The sequence below is a fragment of the Silicimonas algicola genome (assembly GCF_003148765.1).
Classification (GTDB): domain Bacteria; phylum Pseudomonadota; class Alphaproteobacteria; order Rhodobacterales; family Rhodobacteraceae; genus Silicimonas; species Silicimonas algicola.
In genome coordinates this window covers 52,873-72,459 of the sequence record NZ_QGGV01000002.1, presented here as the reverse complement: position 1 = coordinate 72,459, position 19,587 = coordinate 52,873, and the positions used below count along the sequence as shown (strand labels likewise).

General features: G+C 68.1%; 17 protein-coding genes. 12 read left to right on the top strand and 5 right to left on the bottom strand.

The window, feature by feature from the left end; genetic code table 11:
- Nucleotides 1-70: 70 nt before the first annotated feature.
- Complete coding sequence (locus C8D95_RS04790; RefSeq protein ID WP_277601022.1) at nucleotides 71-532, top strand: (2Fe-2S)-binding protein; 462 nt, start codon at nucleotides 71-73, stop codon at nucleotides 530-532.
- Between the two features lie 3 nt (nucleotides 533-535).
- Nucleotides 536-2,677 carry a xanthine dehydrogenase family protein molybdopterin-binding subunit gene (locus C8D95_RS04785; RefSeq protein ID WP_109758039.1) on the top strand — a complete coding sequence of 714 codons (2,142 nt, stop codon included), beginning with the start codon at nucleotides 536-538 and terminating at the stop codon, nucleotides 2,675-2,677.
- Between the two features lie 41 nt (nucleotides 2,678-2,718).
- On the opposite strand, the gene C8D95_RS04780 is transcribed toward C8D95_RS04785, so the two are convergent.
- Nucleotides 2,719-3,756, bottom strand: coding sequence for an L-idonate 5-dehydrogenase (locus C8D95_RS04780; protein ID WP_109758038.1), 1,038 nt, complete (start codon nucleotides 3,754-3,756; stop codon nucleotides 2,719-2,721).
- Nucleotides 3,757-3,880: 124 nt separating this feature from the next.
- Between C8D95_RS04780 and C8D95_RS04775 the strand changes: the two genes are divergently transcribed.
- The 8 genes from C8D95_RS04775 (at nucleotide 3,881) to C8D95_RS04740 (ending at nucleotide 12,881) form a co-directional block, all read left to right on the top strand.
- Nucleotides 3,881-4,954: an isocitrate/isopropylmalate dehydrogenase family protein gene (locus C8D95_RS04775; protein WP_109758037.1), complete on the top strand. Its 1,074-nt coding sequence runs from the start codon at nucleotides 3,881-3,883 to the stop codon at nucleotides 4,952-4,954.
- A 75-nt stretch (nucleotides 4,955-5,029) separates the two neighbouring features.
- Complete coding sequence (locus tag C8D95_RS04770) at nucleotides 5,030-6,190, top strand: acyl-CoA dehydrogenase family protein (protein WP_109758036.1); 1,161 nt, start codon at nucleotides 5,030-5,032, stop codon at nucleotides 6,188-6,190.
- Nucleotides 6,190-8,217 (top strand): acetate--CoA ligase family protein, encoded by a 2,028-nt coding sequence (locus C8D95_RS04765; protein ID WP_206508313.1) that lies wholly within the window; start codon nucleotides 6,190-6,192, stop codon nucleotides 8,215-8,217. Before C8D95_RS04770 ends, C8D95_RS04765 begins: the two co-directional genes overlap by 1 nt.
- A gap of 1 nt (nucleotide 8,218) precedes the next feature.
- On the top strand, nucleotides 8,219-9,004 hold the full coding sequence (locus tag C8D95_RS04760) for a carnitinyl-CoA dehydratase (protein ID WP_109758034.1): 786 nt from the start codon (nucleotides 8,219-8,221) through the stop codon (nucleotides 9,002-9,004).
- A 1-nt stretch (nucleotide 9,005) separates the two neighbouring features.
- Complete coding sequence (gene bcoG / locus C8D95_RS04755; protein ID WP_109758033.1) at nucleotides 9,006-9,923, top strand: 3-dehydrocarnitine:acetyl-CoA trimethylamine transferase BcoG; 918 nt, start codon at nucleotides 9,006-9,008, stop codon at nucleotides 9,921-9,923.
- A 96-nt stretch (nucleotides 9,924-10,019) separates the two neighbouring features.
- Entirely contained in the window at nucleotides 10,020-11,024 is a 1,005-nt protein-coding gene (locus C8D95_RS04750) for a TRAP transporter substrate-binding protein (protein WP_109758032.1), read from the top strand.
- A 40-nt stretch (nucleotides 11,025-11,064) separates the two neighbouring features.
- Nucleotides 11,065-11,592 (top strand): TRAP transporter small permease, encoded by a 528-nt coding sequence (locus C8D95_RS04745; RefSeq protein WP_109758031.1) that lies wholly within the window; start codon nucleotides 11,065-11,067, stop codon nucleotides 11,590-11,592.
- Complete coding sequence (locus tag C8D95_RS04740) at nucleotides 11,589-12,881, top strand: TRAP transporter large permease (protein WP_109758030.1); 1,293 nt, start codon at nucleotides 11,589-11,591, stop codon at nucleotides 12,879-12,881. Before C8D95_RS04745 ends, C8D95_RS04740 begins: the two co-directional genes overlap by 4 nt.
- A 4-nt stretch (nucleotides 12,882-12,885) precedes the next feature.
- Here C8D95_RS04740 and C8D95_RS04735 read toward each other — a convergent pair whose 3' ends face one another.
- The 4 genes from C8D95_RS04735 to C8D95_RS04720 all read right to left on the bottom strand — a co-directional run bounded on the left by C8D95_RS04735 (nucleotide 12,886) and on the right by C8D95_RS04720 (nucleotide 16,941).
- The gene (locus C8D95_RS04735) at nucleotides 12,886-13,353 is read right to left on the bottom strand and encodes a DUF3237 domain-containing protein (protein ID WP_109758029.1); all 468 of its coding nucleotides are present in this window, start codon (nucleotides 13,351-13,353) and stop codon (nucleotides 12,886-12,888) included.
- Nucleotides 13,354-13,365: 12 nt separating this feature from the next.
- Nucleotides 13,366-14,457 carry a CaiB/BaiF CoA transferase family protein gene (locus C8D95_RS04730; protein WP_109758028.1) on the bottom strand — a complete coding sequence of 364 codons (1,092 nt, stop codon included), beginning with the start codon at nucleotides 14,455-14,457 and terminating at the stop codon, nucleotides 13,366-13,368.
- Entirely contained in the window at nucleotides 14,457-15,608 is a 1,152-nt protein-coding gene (locus C8D95_RS04725; protein WP_109758027.1) for an acyl-CoA dehydrogenase family protein, read from the bottom strand. The genes C8D95_RS04730 and C8D95_RS04725 overlap by 1 nt, the downstream gene beginning before the upstream one ends.
- Before the next feature lie 76 nt (nucleotides 15,609-15,684).
- Nucleotides 15,685-16,941, bottom strand: a complete 1,257-nt coding sequence (locus tag C8D95_RS04720) for an ROK family transcriptional regulator (RefSeq protein ID WP_126918580.1) — start codon at nucleotides 16,939-16,941, stop codon at nucleotides 15,685-15,687.
- A 147-nt stretch (nucleotides 16,942-17,088) separates the two neighbouring features.
- Here C8D95_RS04720 and C8D95_RS04715 point away from each other — a divergent pair, with 147 nt between their 5' ends.
- The gene (locus C8D95_RS04715; protein ID WP_109758025.1) at nucleotides 17,089-18,135 is read left to right on the top strand and encodes a substrate-binding domain-containing protein; all 1,047 of its coding nucleotides are present in this window, start codon (nucleotides 17,089-17,091) and stop codon (nucleotides 18,133-18,135) included.
- A gap of 96 nt (nucleotides 18,136-18,231) precedes the next feature.
- The gene (locus C8D95_RS04710; RefSeq protein WP_109758024.1) at nucleotides 18,232-19,587 is read left to right on the top strand and encodes a sugar ABC transporter permease; all 1,356 of its coding nucleotides are present in this window, start codon (nucleotides 18,232-18,234) and stop codon (nucleotides 19,585-19,587) included.

Below are 19,587 nucleotides of genomic sequence, written 5' to 3'. Positions count from 1 at the left end.
TAGAATGGCGGTACCCCGGGACGCGCCCCCAACGTGCGCAGACCCCGCCATCATCCGGGAGGTAAACCCCTTGAGCATTTCCCTTACCCTGAACGGTGAGTCCGTCGCCATCGACGCGTCTCCCGACATGCCCCTGCTGTGGGCGATCCGAGACGTTCGCAAGCTGACCGGCACCAAGTTCGGCTGTGGCGTCGCCTCCTGCGGCGCCTGCACCGTTCATGTCGACGGAGTGGCCGTCCGCTCGTGCCAGACCTTTCTCGGCGATGTCGAGGGGGCCGAGGTGACCACCATCGAGGGCCTGTCAGGTCCGGTCGCCACTGCGGTGCAGGGCGCCTGGAAGGACCTCGACGTCGTCCAGTGCGGCTACTGCCAGTCGGGCCAGATCATGCAGGCGATCGACCTCTTGACCACGACGCCCAAACCCACGGACGACGACATCGACACGGCGATGGACGGAAACGTCTGCCGCTGCGCGACCTATGTCCGCATCCGCGCCGCGATCCACGAAGCATCCCGCCGGTTGGAGGCCTGAGCCATGAACGTCACTCTCTCGCGCAGAAGCTTCCTCGCCACCGGCAGCGCCGGCGTCCTCGTGGGCCTCACCGCCCGCGGGTCATGGGCCGCGGCCCACATGGGCGGCACCGTGGTGAACCCCTTCGTCCGCATCGACCCCGACGGGACGGTCGTGGTCATCCTCAAGCACTTCGAAATGGGCCAAGGCACCTCGACCGGGTTGTCCACGCTCGTGGCCGAGGAGCTTGATGCCGACTGGGACAAGGTCGCCATCGAGTTCGCTCCGGCCAACACCGAGATCTACATCAACACGCTTTTCGGCGTGCAGGGCACCGGCGGGTCGACCGCCATCGCGAACAGTTACGAGCAGTACCGCAAGGCCGGCGCCGCCGCCCGCGCGATGATGGTGGCCGCCGCCGCGCGCCTGTGGGGCGTCGAAGCCTCCACGGTCAGCGTCGCGAACGGCACGGTGACCAGCGGCAGCAACACGGCGACCTTCGACGACCTGATCGGCGGGGCCGACGCCGCCGACATCCCTGCGGAGCCGACCCTCAAGGACCCTTCCGCCTTCACCCTGATCGGGCGGGATAAACTTGCCCGCAAGGACAGCGCCGACAAGACCACCGGCAAGGCGATCTTCGCGATGGACGTGATGCCCGAGGGCGTCGTCTATGCGGTGCTGCTGCGCTCGCCCAAGTTCGGCGGCAAGCTCGCGTCCTTCGATGCGACAACGGCCTCCGCGATGCCGGGCGTGGTCGCGGTCAAGGAAACGCCTGCGGGCGTCGCGGTCTTTGCCGACAACACCTGGAACGCGATGCAGGCCCGTGACGCCGTCGAGGCGGAATGGGATTTCACCGAGGCCGAAACGCGGTCGACCGACGCGATGGAGGCGGACTATGCCGCCGCTCTCGAGGAAGAGGGCATGATCGCCCAGAACGACGGCGGCACGGATGAAGCGCTTGCGGCGGCGGCGAAGACAATCGAGGCTGAGTTCCGTTTCCCCTTCCTCGCGCATGCTCCGATGGAGCCGTTGAACTGCGTCGTGCAGATCAAAGACGGCAAGGTGAAGATCTGGGACGGCACGCAATTCCATACCGTCACCCAGGGGGCCGTGGGCGCCGTCTCGGGCGTCGGACCCGAGAACGTCTCGATCGAGACCGTCTATGCGGGCGGATCCTTCGGCCGTCGCGCCAACTTCAACTCGGACTACGAGGTTGAGGCGACCTTCGCCGCGATGGCGCTCGGGACCGGACAGCCGGTGAAGCTCGTGTGGACACGCGAGGATGACATCCGAGGCGGGTACTACCGCCCGATGTGCTGGCACCGTGTCCGCGCCGGAGTCGACGCCAACGGCAAGGCCACGGCCTGGCATTCTTCGCTGGCGAACAAGTCGATCTTCTCGGGCACGCCTATGGCCGCGATGGCGGTTCACGACGGCGTCGACGACTTCTCGGTCGAGGGCGTCAAGGACACCGCCTATGCCCTGCCGGGCCTGCGCGTCGACCTCCGCAACATGGAGTCGGCCATTCCCGTCCTCTGGTGGCGGTCCGTCGGACACAGCCATTCCGCCTATGCGATGGAGGTGGCGATGGACATGCTCGCCGAGGCGGCGGGCGCCGATCCGGTCGAGTTCCGGCGGGGCCTTCTCGCCGAAAAGCCCCGGCACCTGGGCGTCCTGAACCTCGCCGCCGAAAAGGCCGGCTGGGGCGGCGACCTGCCCGAGGGCTGGGGGCGCGGCATCGCCGTCCACCAGTCGTTCAACAGCTACGTCGCCGAAGTCGCCGAGGTGTCGAGCCAGGACGGCAGGATCAAGCTCGAGCGCATCGTGGCGGCCGTCGACGTCGGCACGGCGGTCAATCCCGACGTCATCCGAGCGCAGGTGGAAGGCGCCATCGGCTATGGCCTCAGCCACGCGATGCGGCAGAAGATCACCTTCACCGACGGCGAGGTCGACCAGTCGAACTTCCCCGACTACCCGCCGCTCAGGATCGGCGACATGCCGAAAATCGAGGTCCACATCGTCTCGTCGACCGAGCCGCCCACGGGTATCGGCGAGCCCGGCCTGCCTCCCGCTGGCCCAGCCGTCGCCAACGCGATCTACCAGGCCATCGGCCGCCGCGTGATGCGCCTGCCGATGGAAGACGACGGCATCGAGTTCGCCTGACCGCAGATCACCCCGCCGCCGGGACCGACCGGCGGCGGACTCTAGGACCGGTCGAACGCAATCTGCGCCTTCATCGTCCGGCCGCGGTCGGTGGCGAGGCGGAAGCCCTCCTCGGCGTCGGGCAGCGACACCGTGTGGGTGATGAGCGGCTTCACGTCGATCAGGCCCTTCCGCATCAATTCGACGCCTATGGCGAACTCCTCGTGGAAGCGGAACGACCCTCTGAGTTGAAGCTCTTTCTGCGTCAGCGCCTGGACCGGGAGTTGCATGTCGCCGCCGAGACCGAGCTGGACGATGACCGCGCCGGGTCGCAGGGCGGCGATGCCCGCCGCGACGGCGGCGGGAGATCCGGCGCACTCCATCTGGACGTCGAAATATCCTTTCTCCGCCGAATAGGCAGCCAGGCCCTCCGGCTCGCTCGCCATGTTGACCACCCGGTCGGCGCCATTGGCCTTCGCCATGCCAAGCGTGAAGTCGGTCAGGTCCGTCGCCACGATCTCGGCCGCTCCGGCGCGGCGGGCGGCGAGGATGCACAGAAGCCCGATCGGGCCGCAGCCGGTGACGAGAACGCGCTTGCCCAAGAGATCGCCCGCCCGCCGCGTCGCATGAAGGCAGACCGCCAGAGGCTCGGCCATCGCCGCTTCGCCGCTCGCCAGCCCGGTCGCGTCGGCGCATTGCGACACCTCGGCGATCAGCCATTCGCTGAAAGCCCCCTGGATATGGGGAAACGGCATTGCCGAGCCATAGAACCGCATGTTGAGGCAATGGTTCGGCTTTCCCTCGAAGCAGAACTTGCACGCCCGGCAGGGACGCGACGGCGAAACGGCGACAAGCTGGCCGGTCGCCAGGTCGGTGACACCCTCGCCCAGCGCCTCGACATGCCCCGACACCTCGTGCCCGAGGATCATCGGCTCCTTCAGCCGCACCGCGCCGAAGCCGCCGTGATGATAATAGTGCAGGTCGGTGCCGCAGATGCCGCCCGTGGCGACACGGACCAGCACCTGCCCCTGTCCGGGTGACGGGACCTCATGGTCCTCGATCCTCAGATCCTTGGGCGCATGGATGACGATGGATTTCATGGGATCACCGGGTGGGACAGGTTGCGCGTCATGGTGGCCGAGGCCCGTCGCAGCCGCAACGGGAAGTTCTGCATTTGCATCCTCTCCCGCGCCCCGCTACCCCGGCGACAACGGAGGAGACGTCATGCCCGAAAGACCCATCGCCCTTCTGCCCGGTGACGGCATCGGGCCCGAGATCGCGGAAGCGACGCGTCTCGTCCTCGAGACCGCCTCGACGACCTTCGGCCTCGGCCTGTCGTTCCGCACCATCGAGGTCGGCTTTCCCGCGCTGAAGGCCGCCGGCAGCACCTTCCCCGACAGCGCCTTCGAGGCGATATGCGCCTGCGACGGCATCGTCCTCGGCCCGGTGTCGCACAACGCCTATCCGCCGCGCGCCGAAGGCGGGCTGAACCCGTCCGGCGAACTGCGCAAGCGGCTCGACCTCTTCGCCAACATCCGCCCGGCGCGCAGCCGCGCCGGCATCCCGCCGCGCGCAGGCGTGCCGCTCGACCTCGTCATCGTGCGCGAGAACACCGAGGGCTTCTACGCCGACCGCAACCTTCACACCGGACCGCGCGAGATCATGGTGACCGCCGACGTCTCGCTCGCCTTCCGCCGCATCACGCGCCACGCCTCGATGCGGATCGCGCGCGAGGCCTTCGCGCTGGCAGAGACGCGCGGAAAGCACGTCACCGCCGTCCACAAGGCCAACGTCATGCGGATCAGCGACGGGCTGTTCCTCGAATGCTGCCGCACGATCGCCGCCGAGCATCCCGAGGTGCGCTACGACGAGGAACTTGTCGACGCGATGTGCGCCCACCTCGTCCGCGCGCCCGACCGCTTCGACGTGATCGTCACGACCAACATGTTCGGCGACATCCTGTCCGACCTGGCGTCGGAACTGGCGGGCAGCCTCGGCCTCGCCGCGTCACTGAACGCGGGCGAGACGGCCGCGATGGCCCAGGCGCAGCACGGCTCGGCGCCGGATATCGCGGGCAAGGATGTGGCGAACCCCGCCTCCCTCATTGCCTCGGCGGCGATGCTGCTAGCCTGGATGGGTCAGCGCGAGGGCGACGCCGCCCTCCTTGATGCCGCCCGCGCCATCGACGCGAGCCTCGAGGCCGCGCTTTCGACTCCGGCCCTGCGCACCCGCGACATTGGCGGCACCTCCGGCACGCGGGCCTTTGCCGAGGCGGTCGCGTCGGGCGTCACGGCCTGAAGGCGCACCCGCGAAAACCCGTCGCGCGCCGACCCGCCGGGCGCTACACATCACGAAGACCGCGGAGGGGGCGCCATGCACTTCGGATTGACCGGCGAGCAGGAGATGATCGTCTCCACCGTCCGCAGCTTCGTCGAGACCGAGATCCAGCCCCATGAGGCCGAGGTCGAGCGTCTGGGGCACGTCCCGCAGGAGCTTGGCGACGAGATCAGGCGGAAGTGCATCGCGCTCGGATTCTACGCCTGCAACTTCCCCGAGGAGGTCGGCGGGGCGGGACTGTCGCATCTCGACTTCACGCTGGTCGAGCGCGAACTGGGCCGAGGCTCGATGGCGCTCGTTCACTTCTTCGGTCGTCCGCAGAACATACTCATGGCCTGCGAGGGCGCGCAGCGCGAGAAGTACCTCCTGCCCGCTGTCAGGGGCGAGAAGCTGGACGCCCTCGCCATGACCGAACCCGATGCGGGCTCGGATGTGCGCGGCATGAAATGCACCGCTGTCCGGCAGGGTGGCGACTGGGTCCTGAACGGCACGAAGCACTTCATCTCCGGTGCGGAACACGCTGATTTCGTGACCGTCTTTGCCGCGACAGGCGTGGACGAGACAGCCAAAGGCCCGAAGAAGCGTCTGACCGCTTTCCTCGTCGACCGAGGCACGCCCGGTTTTGCCATCCGGCCGGGCTATGCCTCCGTCAGTCACCGCGGCTACCCGAATTCGATCCTGACCTTCGACGACTGCCGCCTGCCTGACGCGCAGGTTCTGGGCGTGGTCGACGGCGGCTTCGACGTGATGAACGACTGGCTGCACGGCACGCGCCTGACCGTCGCCGCCTTCTGCGTCGGACGTGCGCGGCGCTGCTTCGACCTGGCGCTGAAGTATGCCGCCGAACGCCATCAGTTCGGCCAGCCCATCGGCCGCTTCCAGGGCGTGGGCTTCCCGCTCGCCGACATGGTCACCGAGATCGACGCCGCCGACTGGCTGACCCTTTCGGCTGCCTGGCGCGTGGACGAGGGACTGCCCTCGAACCGCGAGATCTCCAGCGCCAAGCTCTACGCCTCCGAGATGCTGGCGCGGGTGACGGATGCGAGCCTGCAGATCTTCGGCGGCATGGGGCTGATGGACGACCTGCCGATGGAACGCTTCTGGCGCGACGCCCGCGTTGAGCGGATCTGGGACGGCACCTCCGAGATCCAGCGCCACATCATCTCGCGCGACCTGCTCCGGCCGCTCGGCGCGTGATGGCCGGTCTCGACCGCCTTCTGCGCCCACGCTCCATCGCCGTGATCGGCGGCGGGGCATGGTGTGCGAACGTGATCGACCAGTGCCGCCGGATCGGGTTCTCGGGGGAGATCTGGCCCGTCCATCCGACGAAACCCGAGGTCTGCGGGCTGCCAACCGTCCCCGCCATCGACCTTCTGCCGGGCATCCCCGACGCCGCCTTTGTCGGCATCAACCGCCAGGACACGGTCGTAGCCGTGCGCGCGCTTGCGGCCTTGGGCGCGGGCGGCGCTGTCTGCTTCGCCTCGGGCTTCCGCGAGGCGGAGGCCGAGACCGGAGACGGAGCCACGCTGCAGGACGAACTCCTCGCGGCGGCCGGCGACATGACGATCCTCGGGCCGAACTGCTACGGCTTCCTCAACTACCTCGACGGCGCGGCGCTCTGGCCGGACCAGCACGGCGGCGTGCGCGTCGAGAGCGGCGTGGCGCTGGTCACCCAGTCGTCGAACATCGCCATCAACCTGACGATGCAGGACCGGGGCCTGCCGCTGGCCTACGTCGTGACCGCCGGAAACCAGGCCCAGACCGGCGTTTCCTCCATCGCCCGCGCCCTGATCCGCGACGAACGGGTTACGGCGCTCGGCCTGCATGTCGAAGGCTTCGACGACCTGCGCGGCGTCGAGGCGCTGGCCGGCGAGGCGCGCGACCTCGGCAAGCCGGTCGTCGTCCTCAAGGTCGGGCGCTCTGACCAGGCGCGGGCCGCGACCGTCTCGCACACCGCCTCGCTCGCCGGCAGCGACGCGGGCGCCGAGGCGCTTCTCGCCCGGCTCGGGTTCGGACGGGCGCGGTCCCTGCCCGTCCTGCTCGAAACGCTGAAGCTTCTCCATGTCGCGGGGCCCCTGCCCTCGAACCGCATCGCGTCGATGTCGTGCTCGGGCGGCGAGGCGAGCCTCGTTGCGGACACGGCCCAAGGCACAGGCCTCGCGTTTCCGCCCCTCGACGCCACGCAGGCGGCCGGCCTGAGAACGGCCCTCGGACCGAAGGTCGCGCTGGCGAACCCGCTCGACTATCACACCTACATCTGGGGCGACGAGGCGGCGCTGAGCGCCTGCTTTACCGCGATGATGCAGGGCGATCTGGGGATGGGCATGGTCGTCCTCGACTTCCCCCGCCTCGAGCGCTGCGACGCCTCGGCCTGGGAGCCGGTAATCGCCGCCGTGGCGCGCGCCAAGACCACGACAGGCAAGCCCATGGCCATCGTCGCATCGCTGAAGGAGACGATGCCCGAGGCTTATGCGATCCGGCTCATGGCGTCGGGCATCGTTCCCTTCTGCGGTCTCGACGAGGCCATCGCCGCCATGTCCATCGCCGCAACGCTCGGCCAGACGCGCGGCGATGCGGTTCCTCTCCTCATGCCGCCGCCTGCCGCGCCGGGCGTCGTGCTGGACGAGGTCGAGGCGAAGGCGCGCCTTGCGAAACACGGTCTGCATGTGCCCGCCTCCGACCTGGCCGACACAGCGGAGGCCGCCGCCGAAGCCGCCACACGTCTCGGCTTTCCGGTCGTGCTGAAGGGACGCGGCATCGCCCACAAGACCGAAGCGGGCGCGGTGGCCGTTGCCCTGACGGATGCAAAGGCCGTCCTCGATGCCGCGACCGCCATGCCCGCCTCGGGCTTCCTCGTCGAGCGGATGGTGACGGACGGCGTGGCCGAGCTTCTCGTCGGCGTCGTCTCGGACCCGGCGCATGGCTACGTCCTGACGCTCGCCGCAGGCGGTACCCTGGCCGAGTTGATCGACGACCGCACGTCGCTCCTTGTCCCCGCAAGCCGCGCGTCGGTGTGCGCGGCGCTCGACCGCTTGCGCATGGCCCCCCTCCTGCACGGTTTCCGAGGCCGTCCCGCTGCCGACATCGACGCCGTCCTCGACGCGGTCATGGCGGTGCAGTCCTACGTCGAGGCCGCGCGCCCGCAGGAAGTCGAAATCAACCCGCTGATCTGCGGCCCCTCGTGCGCCGTCGCGGCGGACGCCCTGATCCGTACGGAGGACTGAGATGACCGACACGCCCGTCAAGACCGAACGCCGGGGCACTATCCTCGAGGTCACGCTCGACCGGCCGCCCGCGAACGCCATCGACCTCGCCACGAGCCGGATCATGGGCGATACCTTCACCGGCTTCCGCGACGACCCCGACCTGCGCGTGGCGATCCTGACCGGGTCGGGCGCGAAGTTCTTCTGCCCCGGCTGGGACCTGAAGGCGGCGGCTTCGGGCGATGCGGTCGATGGCGACTACGGCAAGGGCGGTTTCGGCGGGCTGCAGGAGTTGCGCGGCCTCAACAAGCCCGTCATCGCCGCCGTGAACGGCATCTGCTGCGGCGGCGGTCTGGAGCTGGCGTTGTCGGCCGACCTGATCCTCGCCGCCGAACACGCGACCTTCGCCCTCCCGGAAATCCGTTCGGGCACCGTCGCGGACGCAGCCTCGGTCAAGCTGCCGAAGCGCATCCCCTATCACATCGCGATGGAGATGCTGCTGACCGGCCGCTGGCTCGACGCCGAGGAGGCGGCGCGGTGGGGGCTTGTCAACCGCATCCTTCCCGCCGCCGACCTGATGGCCGAGGCCCGCGCGCTGGCCGACCAGCTTGCAGCCGGCCCGCCCCTCGTCCAGGCCGCGATCAAGGAGATCGTGCGCGAGGCCGAGGCGATGACGTTCCAGGACGCCATGAACCGGATTACCAAGAGCCAGTTCGCCACGGTCGAGAGGCTGTACCGTTCGGACGACCAGAAGGAAGGCGCCCGCGCCTTTGCCGAGAAACGCGACCCCGTCTGGAAAGGACGATGACATGCCGCTGACCATGAACCGCAAGGTCTTCATCACCTGCGCCGTGACCGGCTCGGGGGGCACGCAGGACCGTAGCCCGCACGTCCCCCGCAGCCCCGAACAGATCGCCGCCTCGGCCATCGACGCGGCGCGTGCAGGGGCCGCCATCGTCCACTGCCATGTCCGGGACCCCGACACGGGCAGGCCCTCCCGCAGGGTCGAGTTGTACCGCGAGGTGACGGACCGCATCCGCGACGCCGAGGTCGACGTGATCCTGAACCTGACGGCGGGCATGGGCGGCGACATGGTGTTCGGCCCGCCCGAGGCTCCCTTTCCGCTGAACGAGGCCGCGACGGACATGGGCGGGGCCGCCGACCGCATGGCGCATGTCGCAGACTGCCTGCCCGAGATCTGCACCCTCGACTGCGGCACGATGAACTTCGCCGAGGCCGACTACGTGATGACCAACACGCCCGGGATGCTGCGCGCCATGGGACGGATGATGACCGACCTCGGCGTCAAGCCCGAGATCGAGGCGTTCGACACCGGCCACCTCTGGTTCGCCAAGGAACTGGTACGCGAGGGCACCCTTGCTTCGCCCGCGCTCGTCCAGCTTTGCATGGGTGTGCCCTGGGGCGCGCCAAGCGACCTCAACACCTTCCTCGCAATGGTGAACGCGATCCCCGAGGACTGGGCCTGGTCGGCCTTCAGCCTGGGCCGGGACCAGATGCCCTACGTCGCGGCGGCAGTGCTGGCGGGCGGCAACGTGCGCGTGGGGCTGGAGGACAACCTCTTCCTCGACAAGGGCGTCCTGGCGACCAACGCGCAACTGGTCGAGCGCGCGGTGACGATCGTCGAGAACATGGGCGCCCGCGTCATCGGACCCACCGAGGTCCGCCAGACGCTCGGCCTCACCAAGCGCTCGCCCGTGTCGCGGTAACCGGGGGAAAACCGCCGTCTTGCCGGGAAGGTTATCCTCGGTCATTGTTGACCCGGTAAACGACCGCCACGAGTCGCTCATTCAGGGAGGACACCCATGTCCACGCGCACCATCGCGGCGATTGCCGCAACCCTTTGCATTACCGGCACGGCCCAGGCCCAGGAGGTGACGCTTCGCCTCTCGCACTGGCTTCCGCCGACGCACCCCGTCCACACCCTTGGCATCGAGCCCTGGATCCAGTCCCTTAGCGAGGCCTCGGATGGCCGGATCGCCGTGCAGGTCTTCCCCGCGCAGCAACTCGGCGCGGCGCCCGACCATTACGACATGGCGCGCGACGGCATCGCCGACATCACCTACACCAACCCCGGCTACCAGGCCGGGCGCTTCCCGATCTACAGCCTCGTCGAGATCCCGTTCCACGCCAACAACGCCGTCGGCGGCGCTCAGGCGATGCACGAATGGTATGCGCCGATCGCCGAGACCGAGATGTCGGACGTCAAGTTCTGCATCGCGAACCCGCATGATCCGGGCACCTTCCATTCCAAGAACCCGATCAAGGTCCCTGCGGACGTCAGCGGCCTGAACGTGCGCCCTGCCCACGCCACCATGGCCCGCTTCATCAGCGGACTTGGCGGCGGACCGGTCCAGGTGCCCGCCCCCGAAGCCCGCGAGGCCATCGCCAACGGCACGGCGGACGCCATCACCTTCCCGTGGAACTCGATCTACATCTTCGGGATCGACAGCGAGACGAAGTATCATCTCGACATGCCGTTCTACATCTCTGCGCAGCTCCTTCTCATCAACAAGGACACCTACAACGGGATGCCCGAGGATCTGCGCGCGATCCTCGACGACCATTGCACGCCGGAATGGTCGCGCAAGTTCTCGGAAGGCTGGGCCGAGAACGAAGCTTCGGGCCGCCAGAAGATGATCGACTCGGGCGAACACACGCTCTACGAGCCGACCGAGGAAGAGGTGCAGATGTGGCGCGACGCCGCGCAGCCGCTGATCGACCAGTGGAAGACCGATGTGGGTGCCGACGCCGAAACGCTCTACCAGGGCTACGTCGAGGCGCTCGAGCGTCACGACAGCCGCTTCTGACCAGGACGGGCGGCGGACGCCGCCGCCCTCCCCGACACCCATGCAGCGTCTTGCCAGCCTCCTCGAACGGATCGCACACGCCATCGAGGCGGTGGCGGGTATCATCATGGGCCTCGTCACGCTTCTCGTCGTGGCCTCGGCCATCGGGCGTTACCTCTTCGCCTATCCCCTGCCCGACGCCTTCGACCTTTCGCGCCTGCTGCTCGGGGCCGCGATCATGTGGGGCTTCGCCTCGGTCGGGTATCGCGGGTCGCACATCAAGGTCGATCTCCTGGCCGAATGGGTCCGGCCCGGCACGCGCCGCTGGATCGACACCTTCGCCTGGACGGTCCTGCTGATCTTCGCGGCACTTCTGACCTGGAAGATGTTCGGGCGGGTGTCCTCGGCGGCGGGCAGCGGCGAGTCGACGATGGACCTGAGGATGCCCGCCTGGCCTATGATGGCGCTGATCTGGCTCGGCGTCGCCGTAAGCCTGCCCGCCATCCTCGCGCGTCTCATCCTGATCGTCACGGGGCGCGGCACGCTGGACCATTTCGAGAGCATCGAGACCGGAGAGCCCGACGCATGAGCGGCGACATGATCGCCGTCGCGGGCTTCGTGGCGCTGTTCGCCATGATGATTCTGCGCGTTCCGATCGGCGTCGCCATGGGCCTCGTCGGCGTCGGCGGCTTCGCGGCGGTGACCGGGCCGAAACCCGCGCTGAACCTGCTGGCGCAGTCGCCGATCCGCACCGTCACGGACTTCAACCTGACGCTCATCCCGTTCTTCGTGCTGATGGGCGTCCTCGCAACCAACTCGGGCATGTCCCGCGAGCTGTTCCGCGCCGGGCGGCACTGGTTCGGCTTCATGCGGGGCGGGATGGCGATGTCGACCATCGGCGCCTGCGCCGGCTTCGCCGCGATCTGCGGCTCGTCGGTCGCCACCGCCGCCACGATGACCAAGATCGCGCTGCCCGAGATGAAGCGCGCGGGCTACCCTGACGACGTCTCGACCGGCGTCATCGCCGCGGGCGGGACGCTCGGCATCCTGATCCCGCCCTCCGTGGTGCTGGCAGTCTATGGCTACATCACGGAACAAGACGTGGGCCGCCTGTTCGTGGCGGGGATCGTGCCGGGCTTCATCGCGATCCTGATGTACATGGCCGCCGTCCGCATCGCCCACGGCCGCAGACTGCCCGCGGGCGAAGCCTTCGATCTCGGCGAGGCCGTCCGGTCACTGGCGGGCGTCTGGGCCGTACTCGTCCTCTTCATCGCGATCATCGGCAGCATCTACTTCGGTTTCTCCACCGCAACCGAGGCGGCGGCGGTGGGATCGGTGCTGACGGCGCTCATCGGCATCCTGCGCGGGCGGCTGACAGCGCGGCTGCTGCTCGACAGCCTGATCGAGGCGCTGCGCACCTCGGTCGCGATCTACACCATCCTGATCGGCGCCATCCTCTTCGGCTACTTCCTCGCCGTGACGCAGAGCCCGCAGAAGATCACCGCCTGGCTCGTGTCGCTGGAGCTTGGCGCCTACGGGACGCTTGCCCTGATCCTGGTCTTCTTCGTCATCATGGGCTGCATCCTCGACGCGATGGCGATGATCATCCTTCTGGTTCCCATCGTCTTTCCCGTCGTGACCCAGATGGGGTTCGACCCGATCTGGTTCGGCGTCATCATCGTGATGACGGTCGAGCTTGGCCTCATCACGCCGCCGGTCGGGATGAACGTCTTCGTCATCAACTCCATAGCGCGGGACATCTCGCTGCCGACGATCTTCAAGGGCGTCCTGCCCTTCGTCGCGGCGGACATTCTGCGGCTCGCACTCCTCGTCGCCGTACCCTCGCTGGTGCTCTGGCTGCCCCGCACCATGGGCTGAGACGTCACTCCAGCGCGAAGAGCGACACGACCACCTTCCCCGCCAGACGCGCACCGTTGCCGACGAAGAGCGTGCCGTTGACCCAAGCGTAGCGCGTGTCCCCTGTCTCGAGCCGCGCATGGGTGCGCATGTAGTAGGTCGAGGGATCGACCTCCTCGCCCCGCGCGATCGCGGCGATGACTTCGGGCGGGCCGTGGCGAAGTCCGTAGTTGCGGATCTCGATCAGGGCGCCGTCGTCGGTCTCGATGGCATAGCGCGTGTCGAGTTCGGCCATGCCATCTGCGAAGACCGTCTGCCAGTCCGCGCCGAGGTTCAGGATGCGTCCGTTCAAGCGAGGGCCTTCGACCCGTCCGCCGATGATCGGCACGATGCGCCGATGCCCCGCGCGGCCGGTTCCCATCTCCAAGATCGGGTCGAGGTCCACTTCGAGATCGCAGACATGAGACAGGATCGGGGGCGGCAGTCGGGACATGGGCGGTCTCCTTCAGGCGGACGGGTTCAAGGCTGGCACATCGCCATAGGCGCGGTCCTCGCCATACCAGAGCGGCCCCGGGGCGGGATAGCTGACGGGGCCGTTCGGCGTGCCCACCGTGATGCGGCGCAGGTGCGGATGCGCCGACAGTCCCGCCATGTCGTTGACCGCCGCGAGTGCGACATCCGCCTCCAGAAGCGCAGCCGTCGCCTCGTCCTCCGTCATGCGGGCAAACCCCTCGGCCACCGCGCCGTCCGTCTCGTCTCTGTGCGCGACGCGGGCGACATTGGTGGCGAAGCGGGGGTCGAGGCCCAGTTCGGGCTTGCCGAGGAACGTGGCGCAAAGGGCGCGCCATTCGCGGTCGCTCTGGACCGAGATCAGGATCTGCGCGCCGTCCTTCGCCGTGAAGATCCCGTAGGGCGCGATGGAGGGATGCGCCATCCCGACGCGCTGCGGCGTCCGTCCGCCCTCGTGGTTCAGAAGCGGCACGGTCAGCCAGTCGGCCATCACGTCGAACATCGAGACCGAGATCGCCGCCCCCTCGCCCGTCACGCCGCGCCGGATCAGCGCCTCGAGGATCGCCGCGTGCGCGGTCGCCCCGGTCGCGATGTCGACGAGAGAGACGCCGACACGGGCCGGCTCGCCCGGGCCGCCGGTGATCGAGCAGAGGCCGGATTCCGCCTGGATCAGCAGGTCGTAGGCCTTGCGGTCGGCGAAGGGACCCTCCTCCCCGTAGCCCGTGATCGAGCAGGTGATAAGGCGCGGGTTCGCCGTCCGCAGCGCGAAGGGATCGAAGCCCAGCCGGGCCAGCGCGCCGCGCTTCAGGTTCTGGACGAGGACGTCCGCGCCTGCGATCAGATCGGAGAGCCGCGCCTTCCCCGCCTCCGACCCCAGGTCCAGCGTCACGCTGGTCTTGCCCCGGTTCAGCCAGACGAAATAGCTCGACTGCCCCGCCGCGACCGCATCGTAGCCGCGCGCGAAATCGCCCTCGGGCCGTTCGATCTTGATGACTTCGGCGCCTGCATCCGCCAGGCGCGCGGTGCAGAAGGGCGCGGCGACGGCCTGTTCGACGGCGACGACCGTGAGGCCCTGCAGAGGCAGCATCAGAACGACCTCGGCAGGCCGAGGACATGCTCGGCCACGTAGGAGAGGATCAGGTTCGTCGAGATCGGCGCCACCTGGTAGAGCCGCGTCTCGCGGAACTTGCGCTCGACGTCGTATTCGCAGGCGAAGCCGAAGCCGCCGTGGAACTGGAGACAGGCGTTGGCCGCCTCCCAGGACGCCTTGGCGGCCAGGTACTTCGCCATGTTCGCCTCGGCTCCGCAGGGCTTGCCTTCATCGTAGAGCCGGCAGGCCTTCCAGCGCATCAGGTTCGCCGCCTCGACCTCGATGAAGGCTTCAGCGATCGGGAACTGCACGCCCTGGTTCTGGCCGATCGGACGGCCGAAGACGTGGCGCTCCGAGACGTATTTCGTCACCCGGTCGGTGAACCAGTAGCCGTCGCCGATGCACTCGGCCGCGATCAGCGTGCGTTCCGCGTTAAGGCCGGTCAGGATGTATTTGAATCCCTTGCCTTCCTCTCCGATCAGGTTGTCTGCCGGGATTTCCAGGTCGTCGAAGAACAGCTCGTTGGTCTCGTGGTTGACCATGTTGGCGATCGGCTTGACCTCCATCCCCTTCGCCATCGCCTCCTTCACGTCGACGAGGAAGATCGAGAGACCGTCCGACTTCTTCGAGACCTCGGACAGGGGTGTGGTGCGCGCAAGAAGGATCATCAGGTCCGAATGCTGCACCCGGCTGATCCAGACCTTCTGCCCGTTGACGACATAGCGGTCGCCCTTCCGGACGGCGGTCGTCTTGAGCTGCGTCGTGTCGGTGCCGGTCGTGGGCTCGGTCACGCCCATGCTCTGGAGCCGCAGTTCTCCACTGGCGAGTTTCGGCAGGATGCGGCGCTTCTGCTCCTCGGACCCGTGCCGGACGAGGGTGTTCATGTTGTACATCTGGCCATGACAGGCGCCCGAGTTGCCGCCCTGCCGGTTGATCTCCTCCATGATGACGCTGGCCTCGGTGAGGCCAAGGCCCGAGCCGCCGTACTCCTCGGGGATCAGCGCGGCCATCCAGCCTTCGCGGGTCAACGCCTCGACGAAGGCCTCCGGATAGCCGCGCTCGGCATCGATCTTTCGGTGGTACTCATCGGGAAACTGGGCGCAGAGCGCGCGGATGCCGTCGCGGATGTCCTGGAAGTCGTCGTGCATGGATCGCCTCTGCGCTCGCGTCCCGGGCAGATTGCACCCGCTTCGCCCGAGGCACAAACAGATCGCCGGGACCGCGTCAGCCTGACTGAAGCCGGTCGACGTCGATGGTTCTGTCGAGGTTGGAAAGCGCCGTGATGACGGCGCCCCGGCTCATCAGGCCGATGTTCTCGGGATAGCCGTAGAACAGCGCCCCCTCGTAGGGCAGGCCCGTGCTGGGACCGCAGAGCGCCTCGCGCACCACCGGCTCCCACAGATCGAAGGCCAGCGCGCCCGAGCCGACGAAGGCGACGGTCACGGGGTCGAACACGGTGTAGAGCGTCAGGACGGCATGTCCGAGGGCCCGGCCCGCCGTCCGGTAGGCCTCGATGGCGCAGGCGTCACCCGCTGCCGCACGCGCCGCGATGCCCGCCATCGCCGCGCGGTCGGGCGGCTCGGCCGGCACGACGCGGGGGTCCGCGCCCGTCGCGGCGCGCCAGATGCCGTATTCGCTGGCATAGGCCTCGACGCAGCCGAAGCGGCCGCAGCGGCACAGCGCGCCGCCCGCCTCGAAGGGCACATGCCCGATCTCTGCCGCCGAGGTGCGCGCACCGTGAAAAAGCGTGCCGCCAAGGAACATGCCCATGCCGACGCCGTAGGACAGAAGGATCGCGGCGAAATCCCCGCCGAAACGCTCGGGCTCGTCGTGGTGCAGCGCCGCCGCGATCATGTCGGCGTCGTTGGCGAGCCGCACCTCGGCTCCGAGCGTCCGCGACAGTTCGGCGGCCAGCCCCACGTTCCGGTGCGGAGACATGGGCGACCAGTGCAGCACCTCGCCCTCTGCGTCGACGACCCCCTGCACGGCTACGGCGACCGACGACAGGGGCCCTGTGCCTTTCGGCGCTGCGGCGAGCGCCGTCTCGACGAGGGAGGAAATTCTCGAGGCGAAATCGGCCTGCGCGAGGCTTCCCGTGCGCGAGGGCTCCGAGCGCGTGCAGATCGTGTCGCCGGCGAAGTCCACGAGGTCGACCTGGATGGCGTTCACCGTGATGGTCAGCGCCGCGACCGAGGCGGCGCCCGGCCGGCGCGACAGCGCGACGCGCGGACGACCCCTGCCCCCGGCCGACCGTGCCGTATCGTCATCGGGCGCGGGCGTAAGGTCGGCTTCGACGAGATGTCCGGTCGCGATCAACTCGGACGTGGCGGCGCTGACCGTCGAGGCGCTGAGCCCTGTCGCCGCAGCCAGTTCGGTCCGGGCGAGCGCACGCTGGACCCGCAAGGCCGCAAGGATGCGACGCTTGTTCTGGCGACGCAGGTCGTCGGAACGCTGAATCGCGGCGGCTGGCGTCGGTCCCACCACTGGCTTCGCGGATCTCCCTGAAGCCCGCGAAATCGCGGGCCCTCCCCTGCTTTATTCTTGACAGAACGGAGCCGTTCCGCCAGTTATTTTTTCGAGGATCGAATTAAATAAGTCCTCTATAATGGTACTCTGGGAGGATACACCATGAAATTTGCAGTCAAGACTCTGCTGGCCAGCGTTGCGCTCGCCAGCGTGATGCCCGCCGCGTCTTTCGCCGAGGGCAAGACCATCGCCGTGTCCTGGAAGACGTTCCAGGAAGAGCGCTGGAAGACCGACGAAGCCGCGATCAAGGAAGTCGTCGAGGCCGCCGGCAACACCTACATCTCGACCGACGCTCAGCTCTCGGCCTCCAAGCAGGCCGCCGACATCGAGGGTCTCGTGAACCAGGGCGTCGACGTCATCATGGTCGTCGCCTATGACTCCGACGCCATCCTGCCGTCGTTCCAGCTTGCCGCCGACTCGGGCGTGAAGATGATCTCCTACGACGTGCTCGTGGAAGATCCGAACGCGCTCTATGTCACCTTCGACAACGTCGGCGTCGGCCGCCTGATGGCCCAGACGATGCTCGAGAAGGGCAAGACCGAGGGCAACTTCGCCTTCATCAAGGGCGACAAGGGCGACCCGAACGCGACCTTCCTGTTCCAGGGCATCATGGAAGTGCTCCAGCCAAACATCGACTCGGGCGCGATCAAGAACGTCTGCGAGACCTTCACGGACGGCTGGAAGCCCGACCAGGCGCAGCGCAACATGGAACAGTGCCTCGCGGCCAACAACAACGCCATCGACGCGGTCGTCTCCGAGAACGACGGCATGGCGGGCGGCGTCGTCTCGGCGCTTGAAGCGCAGGGCATGGCCGGCTCGGTTCCGGTCACCGGCCAGGACGGCGACCACGCCGCGCTGAACCGCGTGGCGCTCGGCACCCAACTCGTGTCGGTCTGGAAGGACGCCCGCGTCCTCGGCAAGACCGCCGCGGAGTATGCCAACCAGATCGCCGAAGGCACCGACGTCACCACACTCGACGGCGTCAGCACCTTCAATGGCGGCCCGAAGGGCGTCGAAGTTCCGGCCTTCCTGATCGCGCCGAACGCGATCACCCAGGACAAGCTGGCCGAGGTGATCGACGCCGGCTGGGTCGCGAAGGAAAAGGTCTGCGCCGGCGTCACCGCCGGTTCGGTCCCCGCCTGCGACTGATCCTGACCCGACCATGACATCGACCTGCGCCGCGCACTCCGCGGCGCAGGATTGACGGCGAAGCCGGCATGAACCGGCGCCGTGGGGGAGGCCACCATGACAGACACTGCAACCGGCGGCACCGGCGCGGCATCGCGCAACCGCGACTCCGCCCTGACCCGCTTTCTGCGCGCGACCGAGATCGACTCGCGCATCCTCGGCATGATCGGCGCGCTTGTGGCGATCTGGGTCGGCTTCGACATCTACAGCGGAATGCTGCGGCCAAGCGACGGGCTCTTCGGCGGCACCTTCCTGACGGCACGAAACATCTGGACCCTGCTGGTGCAGACGTCCTCCATCGCCGTCATGGCGACGGGCATGGTCCTCGTCATCGTCATGCGCCACATCGACCTGTCGGTCGGCTCGATCCTCGCCTTCGTGGCGGTGGTGATCGGAAGCCTCCAGGTCTTCTGGTTGCCGCAATTGGGCCTGCCGATCGGCCACCCGCTGATCTGGGTCATCGCACTGGTCTGCGCGCTGGCGCTGGGCGGCAGCATCGGCGCAATCCACGGGGCGCTGATCGCCTATGCCGGCATCCCGGCCTTCATAGTGACGCTCGGCGGCCTGATCTTCTGGCGCGGCGCGTCCTGGGCGGTGATCCGGGGAGAAACCGTCGCCCCCATGGACAAGACGTTCAAGCTGATCGGCGGCGGCATCTCGGGCACCACGCCCGGCTCCATCGGAGCCACCGCAAGTTGGGGCATCGCCTTCCTGATCTGCGCGGGCATCGTCGCGGGCCTGCTCTATGGCCGCAAGCAGCGGCGCAAGTTCGAGTTCCCGCTCCGCCCGGTCTGGGCCGAGACCTTCCTCGCCGTCACCGGCTGCGTGCTGGTGCTGGGCGCGACCTACGTCATCAACCGCTACTACTGGCCGACCGGCGTCGTGAACAGATGGGCCGAGCAGAACAACGTGACCGTTCCCGAAGAGGGCCTGGACATTTCGTTCGGCTACGCGCTGCCGGTCCTGATCGCACTCGGCGTTGGCATCGTGATGACATTCCTCGCCACCAAGACGCGCTTCGGTCGCTACATCTATGCCACCGGCGGCAACCCCGAGGCGGCCGAACTCGCCGGCATCAACACCAAGCGCCTGACGGTCTGGGTCTTCGCCCTGATGGGAACCCTCGCGGGCATCTCGGCCTGCATCTCGGCCGCGCGCCTCGACGCGGCCTCGAATGCGCTGGGGCTTTTCGACGAACTCTACACCATCGCCGCCGCGGTCATCGGGGGCACCTCGCTCGCCGGCGGTCTCGGCACGATCTACGGCGCGATCCTTGGTGCGCTCGTGATGCAGTCGCTGCAATCGGGCATGACGCTTCTGAACTTCGAAAGCGCCTACAAGGACATGGTGGTGGGCGGGGTTCTCGTGTTCGCGGTCTGGCTCGACCAGATGTACCGCCGCAGGCTGAAGTGA